This is a genomic window from Micromonospora sp. NPDC048935, from assembly GCF_043197875.1.
In the GTDB taxonomy this organism is placed as follows: domain Bacteria; phylum Actinomycetota; class Actinomycetes; order Mycobacteriales; family Micromonosporaceae; genus Micromonospora.
Genome location: NZ_JBICTZ010000004.1, coordinates 448,781 through 474,564, shown reverse-complemented (window position 1 = coordinate 474,564; position 25,784 = coordinate 448,781). Strand labels below are relative to the sequence as shown.

21 protein-coding genes are annotated in these 25,784 nt (G+C 72.9%); 7 read left to right on the top strand and 14 right to left on the bottom strand.

Annotated features, from left to right (window positions below):
• Nucleotides 1–63: 63 nt before the first annotated feature.
• Genes ACGFIW_RS15455 through ACGFIW_RS15445 form a run of 3 tightly spaced genes read right to left on the bottom strand, consistent with a single transcriptional unit; the run spans nt 64 to nt 5,293 of the window.
• A complete protein-coding gene (locus ACGFIW_RS15455; RefSeq protein WP_393315154.1) occupies nt 64–915 on the bottom strand; it encodes a DUF3152 domain-containing protein in 852 nt (283 codons plus the stop codon).
• Nucleotides 916–920: 5 nt separating this feature from the next.
• Nucleotides 921–1,895: an alpha/beta fold hydrolase gene (locus tag ACGFIW_RS15450; protein WP_393315151.1), complete on the bottom strand. Its 975-nt coding sequence runs from the start codon at nt 1,893–1,895 to the stop codon at nt 921–923.
• Nucleotides 1,896–1,918: 23 nt separating this feature from the next.
• Nucleotides 1,919–5,293 carry a hypothetical protein gene (locus ACGFIW_RS15445; protein WP_393315148.1) on the bottom strand — a complete coding sequence of 1,125 codons (3,375 nt, stop codon included), beginning with the start codon at nt 5,291–5,293 and terminating at the stop codon, nt 1,919–1,921.
• Nucleotides 5,294–5,442: 149 nt separating this feature from the next.
• Between ACGFIW_RS15445 and ACGFIW_RS15440 the strand changes: the two genes are divergently transcribed.
• The 4 genes from ACGFIW_RS15440 to ACGFIW_RS15425 all read left to right on the top strand — a co-directional run bounded on the left by ACGFIW_RS15440 (nt 5,443) and on the right by ACGFIW_RS15425 (nt 9,691).
• Nucleotides 5,443–6,081, top strand: a complete 639-nt coding sequence (locus ACGFIW_RS15440) for a TetR/AcrR family transcriptional regulator (protein ID WP_110563158.1) — start codon at nt 5,443–5,445, stop codon at nt 6,079–6,081.
• A gap of 64 nt (nt 6,082–6,145) precedes the next feature.
• Nucleotides 6,146–6,373, top strand: coding sequence for a DUF3107 domain-containing protein (locus ACGFIW_RS15435; protein ID WP_110563159.1), 228 nt, complete (start codon nt 6,146–6,148; stop codon nt 6,371–6,373).
• Between the two features lie 365 nt (nt 6,374–6,738).
• On the top strand, nt 6,739–8,427 hold the full coding sequence (locus ACGFIW_RS15430) for a DEAD/DEAH box helicase (RefSeq protein WP_393315144.1): 1,689 nt from the start codon (nt 6,739–6,741) through the stop codon (nt 8,425–8,427).
• Nucleotides 8,428–8,515: 88 nt separating this feature from the next.
• Complete coding sequence (locus ACGFIW_RS15425) at nt 8,516–9,691, top strand: class I SAM-dependent methyltransferase (RefSeq protein WP_393315141.1); 1,176 nt, start codon at nt 8,516–8,518, stop codon at nt 9,689–9,691.
• A 9-nt stretch (nt 9,692–9,700) separates the two neighbouring features.
• On the opposite strand, the gene ACGFIW_RS15420 is transcribed toward ACGFIW_RS15425, so the two are convergent.
• Nucleotides 9,701–9,877, bottom strand: coding sequence for a hypothetical protein (locus ACGFIW_RS15420; RefSeq protein WP_393315139.1), 177 nt, complete (start codon nt 9,875–9,877; stop codon nt 9,701–9,703).
• A 301-nt stretch (nt 9,878–10,178) separates the two neighbouring features.
• Here ACGFIW_RS15420 and ACGFIW_RS15415 point away from each other — a divergent pair, with 301 nt between their 5' ends.
• Nucleotides 10,179–10,595, top strand: coding sequence for a helix-turn-helix domain-containing protein (locus ACGFIW_RS15415; RefSeq protein ID WP_355027716.1), 417 nt, complete (start codon nt 10,179–10,181; stop codon nt 10,593–10,595).
• An 84-nt stretch (nt 10,596–10,679) separates the two neighbouring features.
• On the opposite strand, the gene ACGFIW_RS15410 is transcribed toward ACGFIW_RS15415, so the two are convergent.
• From ACGFIW_RS15410 to ACGFIW_RS15400, 3 genes are all read right to left on the bottom strand, one after another.
• On the bottom strand, nt 10,680–11,792 hold the full coding sequence (locus ACGFIW_RS15410; RefSeq protein WP_393315136.1) for a hypothetical protein: 1,113 nt from the start codon (nt 11,790–11,792) through the stop codon (nt 10,680–10,682).
• 258 nt (nt 11,793–12,050) lie between these two features.
• Entirely contained in the window at nt 12,051–14,180 is a 2,130-nt protein-coding gene (locus tag ACGFIW_RS15405) for a DEAD/DEAH box helicase (protein ID WP_393315133.1), read from the bottom strand.
• Nucleotides 14,181–14,238: 58 nt separating this feature from the next.
• Nucleotides 14,239–16,011 carry a BTAD domain-containing putative transcriptional regulator gene (locus ACGFIW_RS15400; protein WP_393315130.1) on the bottom strand — a complete coding sequence of 591 codons (1,773 nt, stop codon included), beginning with the start codon at nt 16,009–16,011 and terminating at the stop codon, nt 14,239–14,241.
• A gap of 142 nt (nt 16,012–16,153) precedes the next feature.
• Here ACGFIW_RS15400 and ACGFIW_RS15395 point away from each other — a divergent pair, with 142 nt between their 5' ends.
• Entirely contained in the window at nt 16,154–16,975 is an 822-nt protein-coding gene (locus ACGFIW_RS15395) for a hypothetical protein (RefSeq protein ID WP_393315127.1), read from the top strand.
• Nucleotides 16,976–17,037: 62 nt separating this feature from the next.
• On the opposite strand, the gene ACGFIW_RS15390 is transcribed toward ACGFIW_RS15395, so the two are convergent.
• From ACGFIW_RS15390 to ACGFIW_RS15360, 7 genes are all read right to left on the bottom strand, one after another.
• Nucleotides 17,038–17,784, bottom strand: a complete 747-nt coding sequence (locus tag ACGFIW_RS15390; protein ID WP_393315124.1) for an SDR family NAD(P)-dependent oxidoreductase — start codon at nt 17,782–17,784, stop codon at nt 17,038–17,040.
• Between the two features lie 107 nt (nt 17,785–17,891).
• Nucleotides 17,892–18,989 carry a branched-chain amino acid ABC transporter permease gene (locus ACGFIW_RS15385; protein ID WP_393315121.1) on the bottom strand — a complete coding sequence of 366 codons (1,098 nt, stop codon included), beginning with the start codon at nt 18,987–18,989 and terminating at the stop codon, nt 17,892–17,894.
• Nucleotides 18,986–19,876 carry a branched-chain amino acid ABC transporter permease gene (locus ACGFIW_RS15380; protein WP_393315118.1) on the bottom strand — a complete coding sequence of 297 codons (891 nt, stop codon included), beginning with the start codon at nt 19,874–19,876 and terminating at the stop codon, nt 18,986–18,988. The genes ACGFIW_RS15385 and ACGFIW_RS15380 overlap by 4 nt, the downstream gene beginning before the upstream one ends.
• Entirely contained in the window at nt 19,876–20,601 is a 726-nt protein-coding gene (locus ACGFIW_RS15375) for an ABC transporter ATP-binding protein (RefSeq protein ID WP_393315115.1), read from the bottom strand. The genes ACGFIW_RS15380 and ACGFIW_RS15375 overlap by 1 nt, the downstream gene beginning before the upstream one ends.
• Entirely contained in the window at nt 20,601–21,344 is a 744-nt protein-coding gene (locus ACGFIW_RS15370) for an ABC transporter ATP-binding protein (RefSeq protein WP_393315112.1), read from the bottom strand. Before ACGFIW_RS15370 ends, ACGFIW_RS15375 begins: the two co-directional genes overlap by 1 nt.
• 3 nt (nt 21,345–21,347) lie before the next feature.
• Nucleotides 21,348–22,547, bottom strand: coding sequence for a substrate-binding domain-containing protein (locus ACGFIW_RS15365; RefSeq protein ID WP_393315110.1), 1,200 nt, complete (start codon nt 22,545–22,547; stop codon nt 21,348–21,350).
• A 639-nt stretch (nt 22,548–23,186) separates the two neighbouring features.
• Nucleotides 23,187–24,299, bottom strand: coding sequence for a glycerophosphodiester phosphodiesterase (locus ACGFIW_RS15360; RefSeq protein WP_393315107.1), 1,113 nt, complete (start codon nt 24,297–24,299; stop codon nt 23,187–23,189).
• Between the two features lie 141 nt (nt 24,300–24,440).
• Here ACGFIW_RS15360 and ACGFIW_RS15355 point away from each other — a divergent pair, with 141 nt between their 5' ends.
• A complete protein-coding gene (locus ACGFIW_RS15355; protein WP_393315105.1) occupies nt 24,441–25,775 on the top strand; it encodes a TrkH family potassium uptake protein in 1,335 nt (444 codons plus the stop codon).
• The last annotated feature ends 9 nt before the right edge of the window (nt 25,776–25,784 follow it).

The window sequence follows — 25,784 nt, the reverse complement described above, 5'->3', positions numbered from 1 at the left end:
TTTCTCCGTTTTTGCCGCTATTAACGCAAGACGCCTGATGGTGTACGGACGATCGCCGCTCGCTCAGAGGGCCGGGCCCGCGTAGCGGCGCCCGTCGAGGTACGGCCACGGGTTGACCCGGCACCCGTTGAGGAAGAGCGTCTGCTGCATCATCACCGGTGCGGGCCGACCCGCACCCGGGCAACGCTCGTGCCGGTGCCCGAGCTGGTGACCGACCTCGTGGTTGACCACGTACGTCCGGTACACGTCGAGCGGCACGCGGGCCGAGACGAGGTGCGGCACGGACAGCCGCCACCGATCCAGGTTGATGATCACCTGACCGGGCGCGCGGCAGGACGTGTACGGCCGACCGTCGACCCGGATGTCCACCCCACCCCTGGCGCACATCTGACCCGCCGTGCGGGCGGTGGCCAGGTAGACGGTGAAGTCGCGCGGCGCGCCCCCCGGCACCTGTTGCAGCCGAAGGCTGCCGCTGTCCACCCAACTGCCCGGCCCGGCCAGCGCCACCTGGACCGCCTGCGCGAAGTCCGCGACGGCCTCGTTGCTGCCCGACTCCACCGCGACCCGGTAACGCCGCAGCTCACCCGCGCGACCCAGCACCGGGCCGGAGCGGGCGTCGTAGTCGAAGGTCCCGGTGCCGGCACTCGGGACCGGGCCGGGCACCCGCAGCACCGGGGACGGGGACACGACCGCGGCGGAGGGCGACGGGCCGACCGACTGCGGCAGCGGCGCGGCGACCAGCGGCGCCGGCGTGGCGACCGTGTCGGCGGCCAACCGGTCGGCAGCGGGGCTCCCACCCGACCCCTCGGCGATCACGGTCACCGCCGCGCCGATCGCCACCACCACCGCCACCAGCTGGGCGAGCAGTGCGAAGCGCCGCCGACGGCGTATGAAGGAGCGGGCTGAGCTGGGCATCCACGTCAGCCTGCCAGATCGGACCGCCCGGTGGTGTCCCCCGTTTCGGTGAGCAGGCCGACCACCGCCCGGGCGACCAGGCGGGGGACCTCCAACTGCGCCACATGACCGACGCCGTCGAGCATCATCAACCGGCTGTCCGGGATGATCCGGGCGGTCTGCGGCGCGACCCGTACGTCGACCAGACGATCCTGTCGGCCGCCCACCACCAGGGTCGGTGCGCGTACCGCCCCGGCGAGTCGCCACAGCGACCCCGGCCCCGGCAGGTACGCCCGCAGGAAGCTGGAGACCAGTCCACGGAACGTGCGGACGTACGCGGCGGCGTAGTGCTCCGCCTCGTACCGGACCCGGATCTCCTCCAGCGCCTCGGCCCGGCGCTGGTCGCAGATCCGGCTCAGGTCGGCGACGCAGGCCTCCAGCACCTGCTGCGCCATCACCTCGGGAGCGAGCTGGGTGAGGTGCCGGGCAACCAGCCGCTCACCGCGCGGAATGGCGAGCACCGGCAACATCCGCCCCTGCAACGAGCGGCGGAAGTCGAGAAACGGCAGGGCCGGCGAGATCAGGGTGAGGGTACGGACCAGGTCCGGCCGGAGCCCGGCGACCTGGACCGCGACCGCACCGCCCAGCGAGTTGCCGAACAGGTGCACCGGCCCCCGGCCGGAGTGCTCGATCCAGCGGACGACGAGATCAGCGAAGGCCGGAATGGTGTAGCGGGGACCCGGCTCGCTACGACCGAAGCCGGGCAGGTCGATGGCCTGGCCGTCCAGCCGGTCGGCGAGCAGCCCGGCCAGGTCGGTCCAGTTCTGGGACGACCCGCCCAACCCGTGCACGTACAACGCCGGTTCCGCGCCCGCGGCGGTGGCCGGGGTGTCCCGCACGTACGTGACCAGGCCGTCGAGGCGGACCTCCCGCCCCGGCCACGGCGGCGGGACCTGGTGGTCGGGGAGCAGGTGGTCCGGCCAGAGGGTGGCGCTCTTCATCGTTCCAGTCTGCCCCGTTCCACTCAGGACAGCAGGGCCTCCAGCCGACGGTTCACCGCCGCCAGCGTCGCCCGGACCACCGCCTGCCGTGGGTCACCGGCGACCAGAGCCGAACCGGCGAGCTGCTCGACCCAGCCCGCACAGACGAGCAGCACCACCACCGTGGCCACCTCGCAGTTGCCGAAGGGCACCACCGCGGCGTGTTCGACGAAGCAACGCCCGCGTTCGGCGTTGTCGGCGCCGCGCAGCAACTCGTCCACCGCGGCGGCCGCCGCCACCGCGCAGAGCCGCAGCACGTAGCCGTCCACCGCCGGCCCGGTCGCGTACCCGGAGGCGCTGTCGCTGTCGGCCAGCAGCCGGACCTCCACGTTCGCGTCCAGGCCGAACGTGCTCACCTGCACGTGGTCGATCACCACCCGCGGCCCCGGCGTGCCGCCGGTGTCCAGCGGTCGCGACGGCGCCGACTCCGTCGTGGTCACCTGACCACCGGAGTACGACGTGCCGAGCGTCGCCGGGCTGCCGGTCGCGGCACCGGCCGGTGCGGCCGAGACCGAGCCCGGTTCCTCGACCGTGGCGCGACCCCGGTGCGGCGCGTTCGGCCGGCGGCGGCGTGTGGTGTCCGTGCCGGTCGCCGGTGCCGAGCTGGCCGGTGTGGCCTCCACCGGAGCACCCGCAGGATGGGCGGGTGCCGTCGGCTCGGCCGCCCGGCCGTCGGCGGCGCGTGGATCCGGACCGGCGTCGCGGGGGGCTGCGCCCAGGGGCTCCGCCGTACGCCGCTCGGCGGGTCGGGGCTCGGCCAGGCGTCGGCGAACCGGCGGGGGTGGCGTGGTGGGCAGGCCGGGCACGTTCTGCGGGGCGGCGGCCAGCCCCATCCGCTCCTGGAGCAGCCGGGCCACCTGTCGGCTCACCTCGGCCGGGTCGGCGCCGTCGGCCAGGTCCAGTCGCAGACTGTGCGCCCCCGCCGGGGTACGACGCAGCGCCGCGTCGCGGACACCGGCGACCTCCCGAACGGCGTCCAGGATGGCGTTGACGTCGAACCCCTCGGGGCGCTCCCGCAGCGGGGCTGGTTCGTCGTCACGGCGCAGGTGGGTGGCGATACGGGCGAGTTCCGGGGTTTCGGCGGGTGGCTCCACGGCTGGCGGCTCCGGCACGACGGGCACGTCCGGTTCCGCGGGGACGCGCTGCGGCAGCACCGCCGCCCTCGGGTCTGGTTGTCGGCCGTCGTCGGCCGGTCCGGTCGACGACGTCGGATCGGGTGCGGATCGGCGTGCCGCGTAGGGCGAGGTGGAAGCGACCGCGGGCCGATCCCGACGCCCGGACCCGCTCATCGCGGAGGGCGGAGCCACCGCGGAGGGGGAGGACGCGGGGTCGGCGGATGACGGCGTTGTCGAGCGGGGTGGTTCGACGGGAGGTTCGGGTGTCGCCGGTCGGAGCCGGAACGGCGCGGTCGGCCGGATCTCGGGTCGGGGCAGGCCGGACGGCTCGCCCGCAGCGCCGCCGCCCGTGCCGGTGGACTGGCTGGCCGGCCAGGACGGACGCTCGGCCGGGGCGGCCGGGATCCGGCCCTCGGACCAGTCCGGCCGTTCAGCCCGTGGGCTGCTCGCCGTCGGCGCTCCGCCGCCCCAGGAGGGGCGCTCCGCCACCAGGGGTGGGAGGCCCGCCGGGGCCGGGGGCGCGTCGGCCAGGGTGGGCGTTGACCCGGCCGGGGGTGGCGGGTCGGCCGGTGCGGCGCCGGAGACCCAGGAGGGCCGCGTCGGCGGTGCGCTGGTCGGTGTCGGGTCGGGCCCGCCGGCCCAGGACGGCAGCACCGGAGGAACGCCTGCCGGCGTCGGATCGGACTCGCCGGCCCAGGACGGGCGTGCCGGTGGCGCACTGGTGGGCTCGGGATCGGAGCCGCCAGCCCACGATGGGCGTACCGACGGGGTGCTGGTCGCCGCCTCGGACCCGCCGGCCCAGGACGGGCGTGCCGGAGGGACGCTTGTCGGCGTCGGATCGGACCCGCCGGCCCAGGACGGCCGCGCTGGCGGCGCACTGGTGGGCTCGGCGTCGGACCCGCCAGCCCACGATGGCCGTACCGACGGAATGGTGGTCGCCGCCTCGGACCCGGCAGCCCAGGACGGGCGCTTCGGCGGGCTGGCCGGATCGGATTCCCCGGCCCAGGACGGCCGCCTCGCAGGGACGCTTGTGGGCCCGGGGTCGGACCCGCCGGCCCAGGACGGGCGGTCGGCTCGGGGTGCGCCGGTTGCCTCGGACGCGGCCCAGGACGGGCGATCGGACGGCGGCGAGCTGATCGGCCTGGTGGGGCGCACCGGCGTGGGATCGGGCCCGGGCTCACCCCGGACAGGGTCGTACCCATGGGGCGGCTCGGCTCGCACCGGCTCGTACGGGCGAGGCGACTCGGCGCGCACCGGCTCGTACGGCTGGTGGGGCTCGGCGACCCAACCCGGCGTGGACTCGTCCCGGGCCGCGGGGGCTGCCGGCTCGTCGTCCTGGCGGGACCAGGGCGGGGCCCACCCGCCACCGGAACTCGGGCGGTTCCAACTCGGCCCCGACCAGTCCGGCTCGATGGCCGACGATTCTCCGGCGCGCTGCTCTGCCCCGGGGCGCGGCGTTTCTGCTGGCCGGGAGCTGTCCCCGGCGCGACCTGGCTCGGTCGCGTCGGCGTGCCCGGGCGTGCGGCCCGGTGCTGACTGCTCCGGTGGGACCGGGTCCCGCCAGTCGCGTGGCGCGGCCGGGTCGTCGGCGGCCAGCCGCTCGGTGGTGGGCGCGCGGAAGCCGGGCGGCACCTCGAAACCCGACGCGGCGGTGCCGACAGGCGGCACCTGGACGGCCGGTGGCGCCGAGGTGGGCAGGCCGGGCTCGGCCCAGCGGGCACGGTGGGCCGCCGGATCCACGGTGGAGCGGGTGGCGGGGCCCGTGTCGGGCTCGCCGGCCCCCTGCTCCAGCGCAGGCGCGGGACGTTGGGCGGGCACCACCAGGCGGTCGGCGGGCACCTCGGGTCGACCGTCCGCGGGCAGCCCGGGCGGGGCGCTCACCGGCGTGGGGCGTCCCGCGGATGGTTCGAGACCGGGATGGCGGACACCGTTGGCGTCGTCCGGGTGGTGCACGCCGTTGGTGTGGTGGCCGTTGGCGCGGGCCGGCGGAGCGAGGTCACCCGGTTGCCCGACCAGGGGCGGCGGCAGGTCGCCGTGTCGACTGGAGGAGCTGCGCCAACCGGACGCGGGGTCGGGTTGCCAGCGCGGTGCCTCGTCCCGGGCATCCTCGCGATCGGCGGCTCGGGGCCACCCACCCGCCGGGGGCGCCCACCCGCTGACGGGACGGCCCGGGTCGTCGTGCTGACCCGCTCCGTCACCGTGCTCTCCCGGGGTGGCGGCTCCGGGTTGCCCTGTTTCACTCACCGCGCGCTCCTTGGTCGCCCCCGCTGAGGCTACCGTGTGCCGAGAGTGGCGATAAGTTACAGCGGCGGAGCATTTCCACGACGGGGGTCACGGGCCTCGCCCGGTCTGGGGGGAAAATGCCGGCTCGTACGGAGAACTCGGAGGATCCCATGACCGCTGCGGGGAACGGTGCACAGACCGCCGGCCGGCCCACCCGCCTGCCCCGCTCCGCGCGCCGTAAGCAGCTTCTCGCTGCGGCGCAGGAGGTGTTCGTCGCGCAGGGCTACCACGCGGCCGCGATGGACGACATCGCCGAGCGGGCCGGGGTCTCCAAGCCGGTGCTCTACCAACACTTTCCCGGAAAGATGGATCTCTACCTGGCATTGCTCGACACGCACTGTGACGCCATCGTCGCCCAGGTGCAGGATGCGATGCGCGGCACCAGCGACAACAAGGAGCGGGTCGGCGCGTCGGTGCGGGCGTACTTCGACTTCGTCGACCACGAGAGCGAGGCTTTCCGCCTCGTCTTCGAGTCGGACCTGCGCAACGACCCAGCGGTGCGGCAGCGGGTGGAGCGGGTCGAGCAGGGCTGTATCGCGGCGATCACCGACACCATCATCTCGGACACCGGGGTGAGCCGGGCCCACGCCGAGTTGCTCGCCTCCGGGCTGGTCGGCGCGGCGGAGACGGCCGCGCAGTTCTGGCTGGCCGGTGGCCGCCAGGTGCCGAAGGCCGAGGCCGAGGCGTTGGTGGCCGCGTTGTCCTGGCGGGGCATCGCGAGCTTCCCGCTGCAAGGTGAGTCAGCCTGACCGCCGACCCCGTGATCGGATAGCCTTCGCAGGGCGGTTCTTTCGCCCCAGTTGAGGAGGCACAGTGGAGGTCAAGATCGGCGTGCAGTACGCGCCGCGTGAGCTGGTACTGGACAGCGCGCAGTCGCCGGCCGAGATCGAGCAGATCGTGACCGACGCCTTCGCCGGCAACGGCGGCACGCTCTCCCTGACCGACGAGAAGGGCCGGCGGGTCATCGTTCCGGTCGAGAAGGTCGCCTACGTCGAGATCGCCGAGGCGTCGCCCCGGTCGGTCGGTTTCACCGTCCGCTGACCGGTCCGGCCATCGCGGCAGGTCGGCGTTGGCCACCTGCCGCGGGCCGGCCCCAGGCCCGGCGCGGCGTTCAGCGGCCCGCCGGTGACCCGCACGGGGCACGCCCCACCCTCCTTCCTGTGACGCAAGTCACAATCGTGGCCCCCGCGTGGCGTCTGGCCGGCGGGGAATCGGGACGAAGCCATGCCTGTTCAGGTAGCATGGAGCAGTTGCCGTGGGCGCCGATCTGATCGAAGCTCAGCCCGCGGCGCGCGTGCGGCCCGGTCCGGCTCGGCAATCTGCCGCCGACCGTGTGGCCCGCGTCATACCGATCGCGCCCTGAGGACATGACGGGCGCACCCACGAGAGGGCACCCCCACATCCACATGAGCGAGCTGACTCAAGATTTGCTGGACGGCCAGGAACTGGCCCCCACCGCCCCGGTTCGACCGGAGGCCCCCACGTTCGCCGCACTCGGCGCCCGCGCCGAGACCGTCGAGGCCCTGGCCTCGGCAGGCATCACCCGCGCGTTCGCCATCCAGGAATACGCGATCCCGATCGCGCTGCGCGGCGTCGACCTGATCGGTCAGGCGCCCACCGGCACCGGCAAGACCCTCGGCTTCGGCGTGCCACTGCTGGACCGGGTCTTCGCGCCGGGCGAGGGCAGCGACGGCGTCCCCCAGGCGCTTGTCGTGGTCCCCACCCGCGAGCTGGGCATCCAGGTCGCGAAGGACCTGGCCGCCGCCGGCCGCACGCGCGGCGTCCGGGTGCTGCCGATCTACGGCGGCGTGGCGTACGAGCCGCAGATCGACGCGCTGCGCAAGGGCGTCGAGATCCTGGTCGGCACCCCGGGCCGACTGATGGACCTACAGAAGCAGAAGCACCTCCGTCTGGACCGGGTGCACGCGCTCGTCCTCGACGAGGCCGACCGGATGCTCGACCTGGGCTTCCTCGACGACGTCGAGAAGATCCTGGCGATGCTCCCGGAAGACCGCCAGACGATGCTCTTCTCGGCCACCATGCCGGACCCGATCGTCACCCTGTCCCGGCGCTTCCTGCGCCAGCCGATGACGATCCACGCCGGGCACACCGCCGAGACCGGTCCGTCGCCGCAGACCCAGCAGTTGGTCTACCGCACCCACTCGATGAACAAGGTCGAGGTGGTGGCGCGCATCCTCCAGGCGGAGGGGCGTGGGCTGACCATGATCTTCACCCGCACCAAGCGGGCCGCCGACCGGGTCGCCGAGGATCTCGACTTCCGCGGGTTCGCGGTCGCCGCGGTGCACGGTGACCTCGGGCAGGGTGCCCGCGAGCGGGCGCTACGGGCCTTCCGGGCCGGCAAGATCGACATTCTGGTCGCCACCGACGTGGCGGCCCGCGGGCTGGACGTCACAGGCGTCACCCACGTGATCAACTATGACTGCCCGGAAGACCAGGACACCTACACCCACCGGATCGGTCGCACCGGCCGGGCCGGCGCGACGGGCGTCGCGGTGACCTTCGTCGACTGGGACGACATGCCGCGCTGGCGGATCATCGACAAGACCCTCGGTCTGGAGATGCCGGAGCCGCCGGAGACGTACCACACGTCGCCGCACCTCTACACCGACCTGCACATCTCCACCGAGGTCAGCGGCACGCTGCCCACCGGCGAGCGCACCCGGGCCGGGCTGTCCGCCGAGATCGAAGAGGATCTGGGTGGCACGGCCCGCTCCCGCCGGGGCGACAGCGGTGGTCGGGGTCCCCGACGCGGTGAGAGCCGGGGCGAGGGCCGCGGCGAGCGCCGCGGTCGGGGCGACGGTCGCCGGGACCGCTCCGACTCCGGCACGCCGGCCGTCGCCGAGGCGCCCGTCGCCGACGCGGCCGAGGACGGCACCCGTACCCCCCGCCGCCGGCGTCGCCGCCGCGCCGGTGAGGCGGTCGGGAGCGAGCCGACCGCGGTGATCTCCGCGGACGCCGGGCCCACCGAGCCGGTCGCCGCGTCCGACGGCGAGCCGTCGAAGCCGCGCCGCCGTCGGCGCCGTCGTGGTGGCGGTTCCGATTCGGGTACGCCGGCCGAGGCGACCGCCGACTGACCACCAGCCCCACCTGACATCCCCCGCACCGCCTCGCGCGGTACGGGGGATGTTCCCTTCTCCCACCCCACCTGCCGAAGATGGAACGATGCCGCAACCACTGGACGCCGCCCTGACCGAGGTTCGGGCGCTGCTGCTCGACCCCGCGCTGACCCGGGCGGTCGCCGCCGGACGTCGACGCGGCCGCCGCCCCACCGTTGAGCGGGCCGAACTGCGGCCGGTGCGGCTCAAGGCCGGGCCCCGGATGCAGATCACCACGTCCGACGGCGCCCGCCCGTACACTCGCAACCTCGCCTCCGGCCCCGAGGCCGCCGCGGCGATCGACGAGTTGCTCGCCGAGCCGTTCGGCAACTGGCACGTCGAGACAGCCGACGCGACCCTCCAACTGCGGGTGACCAAGTCCGGCGAGGCGCAGGTGCACCGGGCCGCGACGTCCCGGCCGGCGGCGACGCCCACCGGAAACGACCGGACGAAGGAATACCTGCTCGACCCCGGTGACCCGATCTTCGCGGAGATCGGTGGCTCGGCGGCCAAGCGCCGCCAGGTGGACGCGTTCCTCCGCGCCCTGGCCGCGACCCTGCCCGACGAGCTGACCGGGCCGCTGCGGGTGGTCGACCTGGGCTGCGGCAACGCCTACCTGACGTTCGCCGCGTACCGCTACCTGTCCGGCCGAGGGCTCGACGTCCAGCTCATCGGCGTGGACGTCCGGGAGGACCAGCGGCGGCGCAACACCGAGCTGGCGCAGCGGCTGGGCTGGGCCGACCGGGTCAGCTTCGTGGCCGGCACGATCGCCGACGCCGTCGTCGACCCCGCCCCCGACCTGGTGCTGGCACTGCACGCCTGCGACACCGCCACCGACGAGGCGCTCGCCCGAGCGGTGCGCTGGGAGGCCCGCTGGGTGTTGGCCGCGCCGTGCTGCCACCACGATCTGGCCAAGCAGTTGCGCGCCCACCCCGCCCCGGCCCCGTACGACCTGCTGACCCGGCAGGGCATCCTCCGCGAACGCTTCGCCGACGTGCTCACCGACGCACTGCGGGCCGGTCTGCTGCGGGTGCACGGGTACCGGGCCGAGGTGGTGGAGTTCGTGGACTCCCAGCACACGCCGCGCAACCTGCTGATCCGCGCCCGCCGCACCGGCGTCGAGGCGACCGAACCGCAGCGCGCCGAATACCGCGAGTTGGTCGAGCAGTGGCAGGTCACGCCCCGGCTGGCGACCCTGCTGGCCACCGACGGGGGGCCGACCGACCGGCAGCCCGCCACCTAGCCTGGGCGGTCAGCGACCCCGTTCGCCGCGACCGCCGCGATCCCGGCCGCTGGTGCGCTCGCCACGGTCGAGGAGCGTCACCCGCTCGCCTCCGCCGCGCTGGCCGGCGCGCCCGCCGTCGGCCGGTGCGATGGGGAACGGCACCACCTTGCCCGCGCTCCCGGCGTTGCCGGCGGCGGCGAACACGCCGGCTCACCGCACCGGGCTGGTACGGCTGGGGGCGGCTCAGGTCGGCCATGGTGCTCCTCGGCGGTGGTCCGGTCGAACACGGCGGGCGGTCAGACGCCGTGCTGGGACGGGCACCGAGCCTAGTAGAACAGTGATGATGATCGCTCGGTGCGAGTTGCGGTCGGCACACATCCTGGCGGAGAAAAAGTCTCATCCACGGGACAGTTTGTGCGCTCAGTCAATGGTTTCGGCCCTCGGGCGTACTACCCTCGGAAGGCGCATCGTCCCGGCGCTCCGGCAGGGGGAAAGACACACAGGGATGGGATCAGCCGACGTAACACCGCAGATGGCCTTCGCCCGCTTCGTCCGGCGCGCCATCGACGACGCTCGCGACGAACGTGGCTGGACCGTGACCGATCTTGCCGCACACACGGGCGTGGGCCGCTCCACCGTGTTCCGCTGGCTGGCCGGTGACTGGCAGGATTACCCCGAGCTCGCCAAGGTCCGCGGCTTCTGCGCCGCACTCGACCTGCCGGTCGCTGCCGCGTTCCGCGCCCTCGGCCTGCCCGACGCCGGTCCCACGCCCCGCCGACGCCACGACGACGGCCCCGTCGAGGCCGACGTCCGGGCCATCCTCGATCGGCTGGCCGACCCCACGGTCCCCGCCGAGGAGAAGCACCACATCCGCGACCTGCTCCGCTACCTGGCCCGCCGCCCCATCCGCCGAGCCGGCTGACCCCCACCCCACCCGCACGGGCTGATCATGGGGTTATCGCCGCGACACGCCGAGGCGAGAGGCTGATGATCAACGCGTGGGGGGTCAGGGGACGGTGAGGGTCAGCTCGGCGGTGTGGACTGTGGCCTGCACCTGGAAGTCGAGGTAGAGGCGGTAGCGGCCGGGGCCGGGGGTGGTCAGCCAGAACCTGATCTGACCGTCTACCAGTTCCGGCTCCGGGTGCACGTGCAGGTAGCCGAGGTCACCCTCGCGTAGCGCCACCAGATGCCCGTACGCCCCGAGGTAACGCTCCAGCGGCGCGGCACCGTCTGCGCCGTCGACCCGGAAGCTCAGCGGCACTGTCGCCCCGACCTGCGGAGTGCCCTGGTAGCCGACCGTGAACCCGTCCACCGTCGTCGAGGTGGCGGGTGCGGGCAGCGGCCGAGGCTGGTAGTCGCCGGGCACGACCAGGTCCGCCCCGAGGGTCACCGCGGTCTGCGCGCCGTTGTCGGCGACCACGGTGAAATCGGCGTACGCGCGCCAGACGCCGGACCGCGCGAGGGTCAACGGCACCGACCAGGTGCCGTCCGCCGCCATGGTCGGGTGCAGGTGCTGGTAGCCGGTCAGGTCCCGGCGGACGACGATCAGGTGCATCGGCTTGTCGTGGACGACCGCGAAGCGGGTCACCGGCCGGCGCTGCGTGTCGCGCACCTGGAAGCGGAGCTGACCGGGGCGACCGGCCGCGAACTCGGTGCCCAGCGGGGCGAGGGTGAGCCCGGCCGAACTGACCGCCAGCCCGCCCGGCTCGATGGCCGCGCCCTGGTCGGTGCTCGTGGCGGTGCCGTGGCTGTGCGGGCCGATGCCCGGAGGGTCGGTGTGCTCGGCAGCCAGGGATGACGGGCTGCCGGTGGTGGTCCCGGTGGCGTTCAGCCGGCCGAGGCCGAAGCCGAGCAGCACCGCCAGCACCAGCCCGCCGACCACCAGTGCCAGCCGGAGTGTGCTCCGATCCGGCACGTCGGAGACCACCGCCGCATCGGGGACCCGGTCGGACGACACCGCAGCGGGGTCCGGGTCGGACGACACCGGCACGTCGGAGACCACCGCCGCATCGGGGACCCGGTTGGACACCGCCACGTCGGAGACCGGAGCAGCCACCACCGACGCGTGGGGGGCCTGGTCAGGCACCACCGGCACGGCGGCGGGGTGCTGGTCGGTCATGCCGCCCACCGTACCGCCGCGGCCAGCCACCCCAGGCCGCCGCCCGGACGCCGTGGCGACTGTCGCATTCGCCGCCGCCCGGGAACTTTCCCGCGCCGACCTGCGCGGACCGGCCCACCCGGCCGCGAGCGGGCGGGGGTCAGCCGAAACGGCCTGGGCGGGCGCGGGTCAGCCGAAAACGGCGTGGGCGGACGTGGCTCAGTCGACCAAGCTGCGGGCGGGCGCGGGTCAGCCGGCCAAGCTGCGGGCCAGCGGGGCTCAGCCGGCCACGGCGAGGGCGAGCGGGAGCACGTCGGGTGCGCCGGCCCGGCGCAGTGCCCGGGCCACCAGCGTCACTGTCCAGCCGGAGTCGACCAGGTCGTCGACGAGCAGCACCGGACCGTCCAGCCCGGCCAGGGTGTCGGCCAGGTCGGCCGGCACGGTGAACGTGTCGTGCAACGCGCGTACCCGTTGGGCGCTGTTGCCGCGCGGCCCCGCCGGGCCGCCCGGACCGGCCGGGGTGACCTCGCCGAGCAGCGGCAGCCGGCCCACGGCGGCGATCCGCTCGGCCAACGAGCCGACCAGCCGGGGCCGCCGCCGGGAACCGACCGCGACCACACCCACCGGCCGGCGCGGCCACGGGTCGTCGCCGTGCGCCCACGCCTTCAGCACCTCCACGACCGCGCCGGTGACGTCGTCGGGCACCGGCGCGTCCGGTGCCTCCGGGCCGACGAGATCACGCAACCGCCCACCCCAACCCAGGTCGGAGAGGCGCCCGACGGCCCGGCCGGGCAGCGCCTGCTCCGCGGGGGCGATCCGGCCCTTCAGCGGTACGCCCACCGCGTCGAGCCCGGTCGGCCAGAGCTTCTTCGGAGCGATCTCCACGCCGGGCCGGCCCAGGAACGTCTGCGCGGCGGCGAGCGCGGCCGTCGACACGTCGGCGCCGAAGAGCGGGTCGGCGCACCTGTCGCACCGGCCGCAGTCGGTCGCCCCGGTGTCGTCCAGGCACTCCCGTAGATACCGCATCCGGCAGTCGGGTGTGGCCGCGTACTCCCGCATGGCCTGTTGCTCGACGGTGCGTGCCTCGGCGACGCGCCGCAACCGGGCCTCGTCGTAGACCCAGGGCTCGCCGGTGGCGAGCCAACCACCGCGCACCCGGCGGACCGCGCCGTCCACGTCGAGCACCTTGAGCATCAGCTCCAACCGGGCCCGGCGCAGGTCGACGAGAGGTTCGAGGGCCTGCGTGCTGAGCGGGCGGTCGGTGTGCAGGGCGGCCAGCACGGCGCGCACCTGCTGCTCGGGAGGGAACGCCAGTGAGGCGAAGTAGCGCCAGATCGCCGCGTCCTCGACGCCGGGCAGCAGCAGCACCTCGGCGTGCTCCACGGCGCGGCCGGCGCGGCCGACCTGCTGGTAGTACGCGATCGGCGAGGGCGGAGCGCCCAGGTGCACGACGAAGCCCAGGTCGGGCTTGTCGAATCCCATGCCGAGGGCGCTGGTGGCGACCAAAGCCTTGATCTTGTTGTCGAGCAGGTCCTGCTCGGCGGCCCGCCGATCGGCGTCCTCGACCTGACCCGTGTACGAGGAGACGGGGTAGCCACGGCTGCGCAGGAACTCGGCCGTCTCCCCCGCTGCCGCCACGGTCAGCGTGTAGACGATGCCGGAACCGGGCAGCTGGTCCAGATGGTCGGCGAGCCAGGCCAGCCGGTGCGCCGGGCTGGGCAGGTCGAGGACGCCGAGGCGCAGCGACTCCCGGTCCAGGGTGCCGCGCAGGACGAGGGCGTCACCCAACTGCTCCGCCACGTCCTGGGTGACCCGGGTGTTGGCGGTGGCGGTGGTCGCCAGCACCGGAGTGCGCTCGGGCAGCTCGGCGAGGAACGTCCGCAGTCGCCGGTAGTCGGGCCGGAAGTCGTGCCCCCAGTCGGAGACACAGTGCGCCTCGTCGACCACCAGCAGCCCGGTGGTCGCGGCCAGCTTCGGCAGCACACCGTCGCGGAAGTCGGGGTTGTTGAGCCGCTCCGGGCTGATCAGCAGCACGTCCACCGCACCGGTCTGGATCTCGGCGGTGATCTCGTCCCACTCGTCCAGGTTCGCCGAGTTGATCGTGCGGGCCCGGATGCCGGCCCGCGCGGCCGCCTCGACCTGGTTGCGCATCAACGCCAGCAGCGGCGAGACGATGACGGTCGGCCCGGCCTGGTGGCCCTGCTCGCGGTCCCGGAGCAGGGCGGTGGCCACGAAGTAGACAGCCGACTTGCCCCAACCGGTGCGCTGCACGCAGAGCACCCGCCGCCGGTCGACGACAAGTGCCTCGATGGCCCGCCACTGGTCCTCGCGCAGCCGGGCATGGTCCCCGGCCAGCCGACGCAGCACCGCCTCGGCCCGTTCCCGTACCGCCGCCCGCTCGTCGCTCATCCGGCATTTCTACCAGCAACGGGAGACTTCCCACCGCGTCGCGCCTGAGCGGTATGCCTCACTCGACCCGACCGGGCACGCCCGTGGGTGCGGCGGGCACGGACGGTGGGGGAAGGAAGAGGAGGAGGTCACGCAGGGAATCGGTGAGCACCGGCGGGAGGAGGCACCGGCCGGCCAGGTCCTCCATCGAACCGAACGGGCCACGAAGCCAACGGTCCGTCACCACCTGACGCGCCTGCCCGGCGGTGACCCCGGGCAGCTCGGCAATCGTCCGCTCCCCGACCGCGTTGACGTCCACCAGGCCGCCGTCGTCGAAGGTGCGGTGCAGGTCGGGCCGGCCGATGTGCAGTTCCTGCCGCGCCGCCGGGTAGTGGTACAGCAGATAGCGGGCCTGCTCACGGCGGACCCGACGATCGTCGACCACCGGCGGTGGCGACCCCGCGATCCGGTTCGTGAGGGCCGACCAGAGCGCGCCGTTGAGCAGGATCGTGTGCAGGACCCCGAGCAGCCAGACGAGCATCCAGGCCACGATCAGGAAAGCTTCGGTGTCGCTCGTCTCCTCCGAGTCGCTGCTGCCGAAGATCGCGATGAGCGTGGCGGTCAGCGACAGGTAGCCCACGGCGGTGAGCCCGTTGCGCCAGCTCCGCCGCCAACTGGCGTAGAGCAGCACCACCAGCCAGGTGAGCAGACCGAAGGAGAACACGGCGGTCAGCGTGCCGAGGACCGTCGCGCTGAGACTCAGCCAGCGCGGCATCGACTGCCCCCGGGTGTCCCGGGACGAATGTCCGTCCGGGGGCACCGAGACCGGAAACGGAGCGGGCTGCGGGGTGACCGCGACACCGGGCGGGCTGGGCCGCGCGGCCGGCGGCGGCGCGGACATCGGCGGCGGCGCGGCCGACGTTGGCGGCGCGGCCGACGTTGGCGCGGGCGGCACGGGAAGCGCGGTCGGCACGGGAAGCGCGGTCGGCGTTGGCGCGGGTGCTGGCGGCGCGGCTGGTTGGCGGGGGCTGGGGGCCGGCGTGGGGCGTGGCAGGTCCGGCGCGTTCGGCGGCCTCGCCACCGTGAGCGTCGGGTCGGAGCAGAGGATGCGTCGGTGCAGCTCCTGAAGTGCCTCGCCCGGCTCGATGCCGTACTCCTCCCGGAGCAGGTCACCGAACTCCCGATAGGCCGCGAGCGCCTCCGCCTGCCGCCCGCTGCGGTACAGCGCGAGCATGAGCTGGTGCCGCAGTCGTTCCCGGACCGGGAACTCGGCCACCACCTCCACAAGCTCCCCGACCATCTCGCGGTGCCGGCCGAGGTCCAGCATCAGATCGGCCCGGGTCTCCAACGCCACGGCCCGCAGCTCGACAAGTCGTTGCCGGGCCGCCTCCAGGAACGGCCCGGTGAAGCCGGTGAACGGCTCTCCCTGCCAGAGCGCCAGGGCGGTGGCCACCTCGGTCAGCGCCTCGGCGGCACGGCCCTCGGCGCGGCGCTGCCGGGCGCGGTGGATTCCTCGTTGGAAACGGACCGCGTCGAGCGCGTCCGGATCGACGCGGAGCAGATAGCCGGCATCGGTCAGGCTCAACACCTGCCCCGGCGTACGCGGTGACCGGTCCGGCTCCAGCACCCGGCGCAACCCGGCGACGTACTTCTGCACCACGTTCGGGCCGTTCGCGGGCGGATCCTCCGGCCAGACCGCCTCGACGATCTGCCCGGTGGGCACCGGACGTCCCGCGGAAAGCAGCAGAACGGTCAGCACGGCACGCTGTTTGCCGGGACCGAGGTCGATCTCGCGGTCGGCATACCAGGCCCGCTGAGGCCCGAGGATCTCGAAACGCAGCGTTGCTGACATGCGAATTCCCGCTCCTGACACCTCCGGCAGCGCCGGACGGCAGTGCCCGGCAGCCGGACGGCAGCATATCGGCAGCCGAACCGCCGTGCCCGCCCCCAGGATGGTCACCGGCACAGGCCACGCAGCGAGAAAGAGAAATGTGATGACACAGGCAACGGGCAGCGCGAGCACCACCCGACGCACGGTTGGCGTGATCGCCGCCATGCTGGCCACAACCACCCTGCTCGGGGGGTGTGGGCCCAAGAGCGAACCGGCCTCGGCACCGCAGAGCAGCCCGAGCGCCAGCCCGACCGCCGACCCGAAGGAGTCGCTCCTCGACGCCGTTCCGGACGGCACCGAGGGGACGTTCCGGTTCAGTGGCAAGGACGCGACAAGCACGATCAGCGGACGAGTCGACCCGGCCGCGAAGGGCGTCGAACTGAACACCACGATCCCGCCGGGCGCCGATGGCATCTCCGTCAAGATGTCGGTGCTGATCATTGCCGAGGAAGCCTGGATGAAGATGAAGTTGACGGGCCAGGCGGGCCTGCCGAAGTTCCCGGACAAGTGGATGAAGCTGGACCGCACGAAGCTCACCGACAGCGACACCATCCCGGCCTACGACGGTGCCGACCAGGGCAACGCGGGTCCGCTCATCCAGGCGGCCACCTCGGTGCAGGAGCAGAGCCCCGGGCAGTACGCGGGTGTCATCGACGTCAGTGTCGGTAACGCCGCCAAGGTGCTGGAGGAGGGTGAGGCGGCGGCGCTGGGCGAAGCCGCCAAGACGGTGCCGTTCACCGCGGTGGTCGGCGCGGACAAACAACTGTCCTCGCTGACGCTGAAGATCCCGGCCGCCGGTAAGGCGAAGGCGTACGACTACGTGATCAACTACGCCGACTACGGCACCGCGCCGAAGATCACCGTACCGACCGGTGCCGCCGCGACGAATGCGCCGAAGATGGCGTACGAGATCTTGAACAACTGACAGACGACGCACGAGGGGCGGCGGCCACACGGGGGGCCGCCGCCCCTCGGTGTACGTGTGCGTCAACGGCCGAGGACCGAACCCCCGTTGACGCCGAGGACCTGGCCGGTGACGTAGCCGGCGGCCGGGCTGGCGAGATAGCGGACGGCCTCGGCGACGTCGTCCGGCACCCCGGCCCGCCCGACAAGTGTCGCCGCCACCCGCTTCGCGTGCCCCTCGGCGGTCATCCGGTCACCGAAGAAATCGGTCTCGGCGACATAGCCCGGGCTCACCACGTTGACCGTGATCTGGTCCGGGCCGAGCTGCGCCGCCAGGTCGTACGCCCAGCCGTGCAGGGCCGCCTTCCCCGCCGAGTAGGGCCCACCGCCGCCCCGCTGCGCGGAGATCGAGCTGATCAGGATCACCCGCCCGCCGGGTCGACGCAGCACCTGTCGCAGCGCCTCGGTCAGCAGTACCGCGGTGAGGACGTTGGCATCCAGGTTGGCCCGCCAGTGCGCGGCGATCCCGGCCAACGTGCCAGTGTCTCCGGCCAGGTAGCTGCCGGCGTTGTTGACCACCACGTCGACCGGCCGACCGCCGAGTGCCGTCAGCACCCGGTCGACCTGTTCCGGGTCGGTCAGGTCGGCCGTCACGGCGGACACGGAGTCCGGCCGTCCACACTCGACGGAGATCCGTTCGGCGGCAGCCGTCACCACGTCCGTCCGCCGCCCGACGATCAGCACGTCGTACCCGTCCCGCGCGAGCGACCCCGCGACGGCCGCACCAATCCCGGTCCCGCCCCCGCTGACAACCGCAGTCCGCGACCCCATGTCCCACCCTCCCCATCCACCGAACCCCGTCGATCATGACGTTATCGCCATCCACCATGGCGCGTCGTGGCGATAGCGCATGATCGACGGGGTCAGAGGGGGTGGGGTCAGCTTGGAGGGCGGAGGGTTCGGGTCAGGTGGGACAGGCGCGGGGCCAGGCTCGTGAGGCCGCCGGGGAAGAAGTAGACGGCCAGGATGAAGACCGTGCCCAGGACGAAGAGGGGCTGGCTCAGCGGGTGGCTCAGGACGGCCGGCAGGTTGTCCACCGCGTCGCTCGTGCCGAACGCGGTGAGCCGGTGGTCCAGGTACATGTAGAGGACGCCGCCGAGCACCGGCCCCCACCGGGTGCCGGGCCCACCGAGCACCACCATGACCAGCAGCGACAGGGTCAGCTCGGAGGACGTGATGTGCGGTGACGCGCCCCCGACGATCAGGACGTAGACCACCCCGCCCGCCGACGCCAGCCCGCCGGCCAGGGTGAACGCCACAAGCTTGTAGCGGTACGGGTCCAGCCCGAGCACACCGATTCGCCGCTCGTCGTCGCGCAGCCCGGCGAGCACCCGCCCGGTCGGCGACCCGCTCACCCGGTGCACCACGAAGACCACGAGCGTCAGGTACGCGAGCGCCAGCCAGTACAGGTTGACCGTGTTGGTCACCCCCACCAGCCCGGCGGGCAGACCGGACACGTCCAGCGGCAGGCCCTCCTCGCCACCGGTGAGGCCGCCGAAGTCCCGGGCGACCAGGATCGCGCCGACCTGGGCGAAGGCCAGCGTGACCATGGCGAACGCGATGCCGACGGTCCGCAGCGCCACCGCGCCGAGCAGCGCCGCGAGGATGGTGCCGCCGGTGATGGTCAGCAGCGCCGCCTGCCACAGCGGCAGACCGGCCCGGGTGACGAGGATGTCGGTGCCGTACACGCCGGCGGCGAAGTACAGCGCGTGCCCGAAGGAGAGCATGCCGGTCCGGCCGAAGAGCAGGTCGTACCCGGCGGCCAGCCCGCCGAAGATCAGGCAGATGGCGAGCAGTTGCAGGGTCCCGGGTGAGTTGAGCGGCCCCTCGAAGATCCCCGGCAGGGAGATCGTCGAGTACGGCAGGATCGCCAGCACGACCACCGCGACCAACGGCAGGAACGGACGCACACGGTGCACCCGGCTCGGTCGGGGCGAGGTGGGGGCCGGTGCCGGTGTTGCCTCGATGAGGGTCATGCCGTTGCCACCTTTCCGGCGATGCCCTGCGGACGCAGCAGCAGCACCACGGCCAGCAGCCCGACCACGCAGATGTCGCCGAGCCCGGACGTGCCGTAGTAGTTGACGAACTGCTGCACCAGCCCGACGACGACCGCCGCGTACGCGGAGCCGACCACCGAGCCCATCCCCCCGATCACCACCACGATGAACGCGAAGATCAGCAGCGAGCCGCCCTGACCGGGCGAGACGGTGCCGAAGTAGACCCCGCCGAGCGCACCGGCGAGCGCCGCTGCCGCCCCACCGATGGCGAAGACGAGCGTGAACGCCTTGCGCACGTCGATGCCGAGCGCGGTCACCATTTCCCGGTTCTCCACCCCGGCCCGGATCACCAGGCCGTACCGGGTCCAGCGCAGGAACGCCAGGATCGCACCGAGCATCAGCACCGCCGCGATGATCAGCAGCAGGCCACCGTTGGGCACCTGCGCGCCGAGGATGCCGGTCACCTGCCGGGTCCAGTCGGGGCGCGGGAAGGTGCGGGCGTCCGCACCCCAGGTGGCCTGCAACAACGCCACCCCGGCCAGCGACAGGCCGACCGTGACCAGCACCTGTTCGATGGTGCGGGAGTAGAGCGGGCGGATCAGCACCAGCTCGACCAGGATCGCCACGAGCGTGCCGGCGGCCACCCCGAACGCGACCGCGAGCAGGAAGCCGAACCCGTCGGAGCCCGCGCCCGGCAGGTTGCCCGCCGCCCACCAGGTGCCGTACGCGCCGACGCCGAGGAACAGCCCGTGCGCGAAGTTGAGCACGTCGGCCAGGCCGAAGACCAGGGACAGGCCGGAGGCGACAAGGAAGTACAGCGCCGCCAGGCCCAGCCCGGTCAACGTCAACAGGATCACGGTGTCCATCAGTGACTCACCTCCGCCGAGCCCACACCCAGCAGCGACTTGGTCAGCGCCGTCTCCAGCAGCAACTCCCGGGCGTCGCCGGTCCAGGCCACCCTGCCGGCGGCCAGCACCACCGCGTCGCGGGCCAGTCGGCGTACCACCGCCAGGTTCTGCTCGACGAGCAGCACCGGCACCGACTCCGCGACCCGTTCCAGCACCTCGGCGACCTCGGTCACCACCTTCGGCGCCAACCCCTTGGTCGGCTCGTCGACGAGCAGCAGCCGGTTGTCGTTGAGCAGCACCCGCCCGATCGCGAGCATCTGCTGCTGCCCGCCGGACAGCGAACCGGCCCGTTGCCGTCCGCGCCGGTCCAGCTCCGGGAAGAGCGCGAAGACCCTGTCGTACGCCGGGCTGGTGCCGCGCCGCTCGGCGAGCCGCAGGTTCTCCGCGACGGTGAGGCCGGCGAACACGCAGCGGTCCTCGGGCACGTAGCCGAGCCCACCGCGGACCAGCCGGTGCGTCGGGCGGGCCAGCAGGCTCTGCGCGCCCATCCGGATCGTGCCGCGGACCTCCCCGGCGGGCGGGGTGAGGCCGACGATCGCGCGCAGCGTGGTGGTCTTGCCGACTCCGTTGCGGCCGAGCAGGACCGTCACGCCGGTCGGGGCGACGGTGAAGGACACCCCCTGCAGGATGTGCAGCCCGGAGATCCGGACCGACAGATCCTGCACGCTGAGGATCGGTTCCATCAGAGCGACTCCCCCAGGTATGCCTCTTGCACCGTGGGGTTGGCCATCACCGTCTCCGGGGTGTCGCAGGCCAGCAGCGCGCCGTGGTGCATGACGGCGATCCGGTCGGCCAGTTCCAGGATGACGTCCATGTGGTGTTCGACCATCAGCACCGCCCGGCCGCTGTCGCCGGTCAACGACTTGATGACGGTCACCAGCTCGGGCACGTCCTCGGCGCTGACCCCGGCCATCGGCTCGTCCAGCAGCATCACCCGCGGTTCGCCGGCGAGCAGCAGGGCGATCTCCAGCTTGCGCTTCTCGCCGTGCGCCAGGGTGCCGGCGAGCGCCGTACCCCGGTGGGCGAGGCCGACCCGGTCGAGCGCCGCGTCGGCGGCGGCGACGACCTCCCGGTCGGCCGCCGCCCGCCGCCACAGTGCCATCGAGCCCCCGCGGTGCGCCTGCACGGCGAGCCGGACGTTCTCCCGAACGCTGAGCGAGCCGAAGACCGAGGACGCCTGGAAGGTACGGCCCAGCCCGAGGCGGGCCCGCCGGTGCGGCGGCAGCTCCCCGATGTCCTGTCCGTCCAGGACGACCCGGCCCTCCGTGGCCCGGCGCAGGCCGGTGATCAGGTTGAACAGTGAGGTCTTGCCGGCGCCGTTCGGCCCGATCACGCCCAGGAACTCCCCGGGCGCCAGGTCGAGGTAGACGCTGTCGACGATGGCGACCTCACCGATCCGCCAGGTCAGACCGCGGGTGGCGAGCACGGCTCAGCCCTTCATCGCCACGGCCGGCGGCGCGGTCTCGTCACCGGTGAGGCTCTTCTGCGCGGTGGCCGTGAACGCGGTGCCGCTGCCGGTCAGCTTGGCCTGGAACATCGGCTGGAGCAGCGCGTGGTCGGCGGCGCGGATGGTCATCTTGCCCTTGACCCCGTCGAAGCTCCAGCCCTCCAGGGCGGTGACCATCCTGTCGACGTCGTCCCCGCCCTCCTGCACCGCGCGGACCACCATCTGGGCGGCGGCGAAGCCGTCCGGGTGGAACAGGTCGATGGTGCTGACCTTGGCCTTCAGGGCCTTGCTGGCCTCGGTGTCGCTGGCGCCGTCGAAGTAGTGCGACAGGAAGGAGATCTTCGTGCCGGCCGCGCCGAAGGTGGGCCAGGACGAGCGGATGTCCAGGCCGGTGACGACTGTGGTGGACGAGAGCACGCCCTGCTGGTCGAGGCTCTGCCACATCGCCGGGGCGGTGGTGCCGGCCCAGGCCACGAAGAGCAGGTCCGGCTTGGCCGCCTTGATCTGGCTGGCGAACGGGGTGAACTCGGTGGCGCTGGCCGGCGCCCGGACGCTGCTCACGGTGGCACCCGCGCCGCCGATGACGGCCTTGACGGCAGCCTCGTTGGCGTCACCGAACGCGCCGTCCTGGGCGAAGACCACCACCTTCTTGCCGGTCGGGTCGCCGATGAACGACTTGGCGGTGACGACGTCCTGGTAGGACTGCCGGCCCGAGCGGAACGTGTACTTGTTCGCACCGGTCACCGCGTCGGTGGCGGCCGGGCCGGAGATGAACAGGACCTTGTTCTGCGCCGCGATCGGCGCTACCTGCAACGCCACCCCGGAGGCGGTGGAACCGGCAATGATCTTCGTGCCCTTGCCGATCAGGTCCTTCGCGGCGGAGACGGCCTTGGCCGGGTCGCCCGCGTCGTCGACCTCGGTCAGCTCGATCTTCCGGTCGCCGACCTTGCCGGTGCCCTGGGTGGCGAAGTCCAGCCCCGCCCTGAACCCCTCGATGTACTGCTTTCCGTAGCTGGCCAGGGCTCCCGACTGGGAGTACACCAGGCCAACCTTGACCGGCGCGGCGTTGTCGCCGCCGCCGGTGGCGGTGTCCTGCGGGCTACCGCAGGCCGTGGCGGCCAGCGCCGCGGCCATCATCGTGGCGGCGGAGAGGAACGCCCGCCGCGTGTGCCGGACCGTCATCGCGACTCCAGGTGAGGACAGGATGCTGTGTTGTCGGCTCACGCTAGAAGTGACGTCACCCACGAGCTATGTGGCGGAAACACACAAGTAACAGGAAGGGGGTGGCCGGGGGTAACAGCGGGCCACCCCCTCGCTGGCTCACACCCCCACGGGCCACCAGGGCCGTGTGTCGCCTCGCGCCATCCGCCGTCACCCGCACGACCCGTCGTGGTCCGCCGGGCGCGGGCACCGCGCCCCGAGGTCGTGCAGGCGAAGATCGTCGCAACTTCCCTGATGTTGCTGCCTCCGCCGGGCCCGAGACAGCAACTTCCCTGATGTTGCTGTCTCCTGCCGCGTTCGCCCCCGCCAAGATCGTGCTCGGTCGTGGATGTAGTGGCCTCGGGGCGCGGCGATGCCACTACATCCACGATCGAGCACGATCTTGCGGGTGGTTCCCGTGCGGAGCGTGTGGCGGCCCCTGCTGTGGCGCGATCCGGTGCCAGCGTCGGGAACGCCGCTGGCCCGGCGTCCGAGGTGGCGGACGACGGGCCAGCGGGTGGGCCGGGCGTGATCGGCCCGGTGGTCGACTCGGAGCGGGTCAGCTCCGGGCCGAGGCTCGCGGTAACTCCGAGGCGGAGCGGGGTCAGCGGTGAAGCGGGGTCAGCGGCCGGCGCGGGCGGCGACTGCGGTGTCCGGGTGGTCGCTGAACACGCCGTCCAGACCCAGGCCGAGGAAGAGTTCGTACTCGGCGGTGATGTCGCCACGTGCGTTGGGGTCGGTGCCGATCCGGAAGTCGACCGGGAGGAACTGGTTCTCGGCGCGGAACGTCCAGGCGTGCACGAGCAGCCGCTCGCGGTGCGCGTCACGCACCACGTTCGTCGGGGCGAGCAGCTTGCCGGCGGCGTCCCGGGGCACGATCAGGTTCTTGTTCGCCCCGATGCCGTCGGCGTAACCGGCGATCCACTTCAGCCCGGCCGCGGTGGCGAGGTCCTGGTAGCCGCGGGTGTCGCCGGAGACGGTGAAGTCGTACGGGCGGCCGGTCGCGTCGAGCAGTTGGATCAGCTTCACGTCGGTCAGCCGGCTCAGGCGACGCAGGTTGGCCGTCTCGAACGACTGGATGAAGACCGGCGAGTTCTTGTGGTCCAGCTTGTTCTGGCGCAGCACCTTCAGCAGCGGCTCCTCCAGCGGCAGGCCGATCGAGGCGAAGTAGCTCGGGTGCTTGGTCTCCGGGTAGATGCCGATGGTGCGGCCCCGTGCCCGCCCCTCGGCTCGGGCGAGGTCGATGACCTGCTGGAGGGTGGGCACCTCGAAGCGGCCGTCGAAGGCGGTGTTCGCCACCCGGACCTGCGGCAGCCGCTCCTTGGCTCGCAGCGTCCTCAGCTCGGCGAGGGTGAAGTCCTCGGTGAACCATCCGGTCACCGCGACGCCGTCGATGGTCTTCGTCGCCTTGCGGGCCGCGTACTCCGGGTGCGCGGACACGTCGGTGGTGCCGGAGATCTCGTTCTCGTGCCGGGCGACCAACACCCCGTCGCGGGTGGAGACCAGGTCCGGCTCGATGTAGTCGGCACCCATCCGGATCGCCAACCGGTACGCCTCCAACGTGTGCTCCGGTCGGTAGCCGCTGGCGCCCCGGTGACCGATCACAATCGGTCGGTCGTTCGCCCGGGAGCGGTCCGCGTCGGTCGCGGGGCCGGCTTCGGCCATGGTTGGCACGGCCACGGCGGCGGCGAGCAGCACGCCGGCCAGGCCGAGGGTCGCAAGGGTACGTCGCATCGCCGTCTCCTGTCGTGGGGGAAGCCGCTACAGCAGACCGCCCTGGATTGACCGGCAGTTGGTCGATGGCTGGCCGGAAGGTGAATCTCCGGGTATGCGCGTTCCCGTGCCAGGCGGCGAGCGGAAAAGGAAGATTGTCTGGTGCGCCGGTTCTTCCGCAACCCCGTGCGGCTGGTGCCGTTCGCGTTCCTGGTGCCGATCCTGCTGGGCACCGGGCTGCTGACGGCGCGCTGGGCGACCGCCGATCACCAACGTCCGCCCCTGGTCACGGCGCTCTTCACCGCCACCTCGGCCGTCTCGGTCACCGGCATGGCGATCACCGACACGCCGAACTACTGGTCCGGCTGGGGACTGGTGGTGATCACCCTGCTCACCCAGCTCGGCGGTCTCGGCATCCTCACCGTCGCGGCGCTTGTCATCCTGGTGGTCTCCAGCCAGCTCGGGCTGCGCAACCGGCTGCTCGTGCAGGCCGAGACCGCGGAGTTCGGCATCGGCGAGGTGGGTCGGCTGTTGCGCCGGATCGCGGTGACAGTCTTCGCCTGCGAGGCGGTGATGACCGCGCTGATCTCCGGCCGGCTCTGGCTGGCCTACGACTACCCACCCGGGCGGGCGCTGTGGTCGGGTGTCTTCCACGCCGTGCAGGGGTTCAACAACGGCGGATTCGCGCTCTATTCGGACGGCCTGCTGGCCTTCAGTCGCGACGCGTGGGTCTCGCTGCCCCTGGCGGGCGGTGCGATCATCGGCGGGCTCGGGTTTCCCGCCCTGTTCGAGGCGGTCCGCGAGTGGCGTCAACCGGCGCACTGGGCGGTCGCGACCAAGCTGACCGTCTGGGGCACCGTCGTGCTGCTGGTGGTCGGCTTCGTCGGCCTGCTCTCCGCCGAGTGGACAAACGCGGGCACGATCGGCCAGTACGACGTACCCGGCAAGGTGCTCGCGTCGTTCACCCAGATCGCGTTGAGCCGAACGGGTGGTTTCAGCGTCCTGGACATCGTCGCCCTACAGGAGGAGAGCTACCCCCTGCTGATCGTGCTGATGTTCATCGGTGGGGGCAGCGCCAGCACGGCGGGAGGCATCAAGGTCGCCACCTTCTTCCTGCTGGCGTTCACCATCTGGGCGGAGCTGCGCGGCGAGCCCGACGTGACGGTCGGGCACCGCCGGGTGGCCACCGCCAGCCAGCGGCAGGCGATCACCGTGGCGCTGCTCAGCGTCGCACTGGTCACGGCCGGAACGATGACGTTGCTGCTGCTCACCGAGGGCGTCCGCTTCGTGGCGGCCCTGTTCGAGGTGACCTCCGCGTTCAGCACCACCGGTCTGACCATCGGTCTGGCCGCCGAGTTGCCGGCCGGCGGTCAACTCGTCCTGACCGTGCTGATGTTCATCGGCCGGGTCGGGACGCTCACCCTCGGGTCGGCGATCGCCCTGAACACGCGACGCCGGCTCTACCGCTATCCCCAGGAACAACCAGTTGTCGGTTAGCACGAGGAG

Excerpts from the sequence above, each read along its gene's own strand:
- ACGFIW_RS15395 (WP_393315127.1), top strand. The coding sequence starts at position 16,154 with ATGACACAGGCAACGGGCAGCGCGAGCACCACCCGACGCACGGTTGGC.
- ACGFIW_RS15365 (WP_393315110.1), bottom strand. The coding sequence starts at position 22,547 with ATGACGGTCCGGCACACGCGGCGGGCGTTCCTCTCCGCCGCCACGATG.
- ACGFIW_RS15415 (WP_355027716.1), top strand. The coding sequence starts at position 10,179 with ATGGGATCAGCCGACGTAACACCGCAGATGGCCTTCGCCCGCTTCGTC.
- ACGFIW_RS15450 (WP_393315151.1), bottom strand. The coding sequence starts at position 1,895 with ATGAAGAGCGCCACCCTCTGGCCGGACCACCTGCTCCCCGACCACCAG.
- ACGFIW_RS15440 (WP_110563158.1), top strand. The coding sequence starts at position 5,443 with ATGACCGCTGCGGGGAACGGTGCACAGACCGCCGGCCGGCCCACCCGC.
- ACGFIW_RS15385 (WP_393315121.1), bottom strand. The coding sequence starts at position 18,989 with ATGACCCTCATCGAGGCAACACCGGCACCGGCCCCCACCTCGCCCCGA.
- ACGFIW_RS15455 (WP_393315154.1), bottom strand. The coding sequence starts at position 915 with ATGCCCAGCTCAGCCCGCTCCTTCATACGCCGTCGGCGGCGCTTCGCA.
- ACGFIW_RS15410 (WP_393315136.1), bottom strand. The coding sequence starts at position 11,792 with ATGACCGACCAGCACCCCGCCGCCGTGCCGGTGGTGCCTGACCAGGCC.
- ACGFIW_RS15405 (WP_393315133.1), bottom strand. The coding sequence starts at position 14,180 with ATGAGCGACGAGCGGGCGGCGGTACGGGAACGGGCCGAGGCGGTGCTG.
- ACGFIW_RS15400 (WP_393315130.1), bottom strand. The coding sequence starts at position 16,011 with ATGTCAGCAACGCTGCGTTTCGAGATCCTCGGGCCTCAGCGGGCCTGG.
- ACGFIW_RS15380 (WP_393315118.1), bottom strand. The coding sequence starts at position 19,876 with ATGGACACCGTGATCCTGTTGACGTTGACCGGGCTGGGCCTGGCGGCG.
- ACGFIW_RS15390 (WP_393315124.1), bottom strand. The coding sequence starts at position 17,784 with ATGGGGTCGCGGACTGCGGTTGTCAGCGGGGGCGGGACCGGGATTGGT.
- ACGFIW_RS15375 (WP_393315115.1), bottom strand. The coding sequence starts at position 20,601 with ATGGAACCGATCCTCAGCGTGCAGGATCTGTCGGTCCGGATCTCCGGG.
- ACGFIW_RS15430 (WP_393315144.1), top strand. The coding sequence starts at position 6,739 with ATGAGCGAGCTGACTCAAGATTTGCTGGACGGCCAGGAACTGGCCCCC.
- ACGFIW_RS15360 (WP_393315107.1), bottom strand. The coding sequence starts at position 24,299 with ATGCGACGTACCCTTGCGACCCTCGGCCTGGCCGGCGTGCTGCTCGCC.
- ACGFIW_RS15425 (WP_393315141.1), top strand. The coding sequence starts at position 8,516 with ATGCCGCAACCACTGGACGCCGCCCTGACCGAGGTTCGGGCGCTGCTG.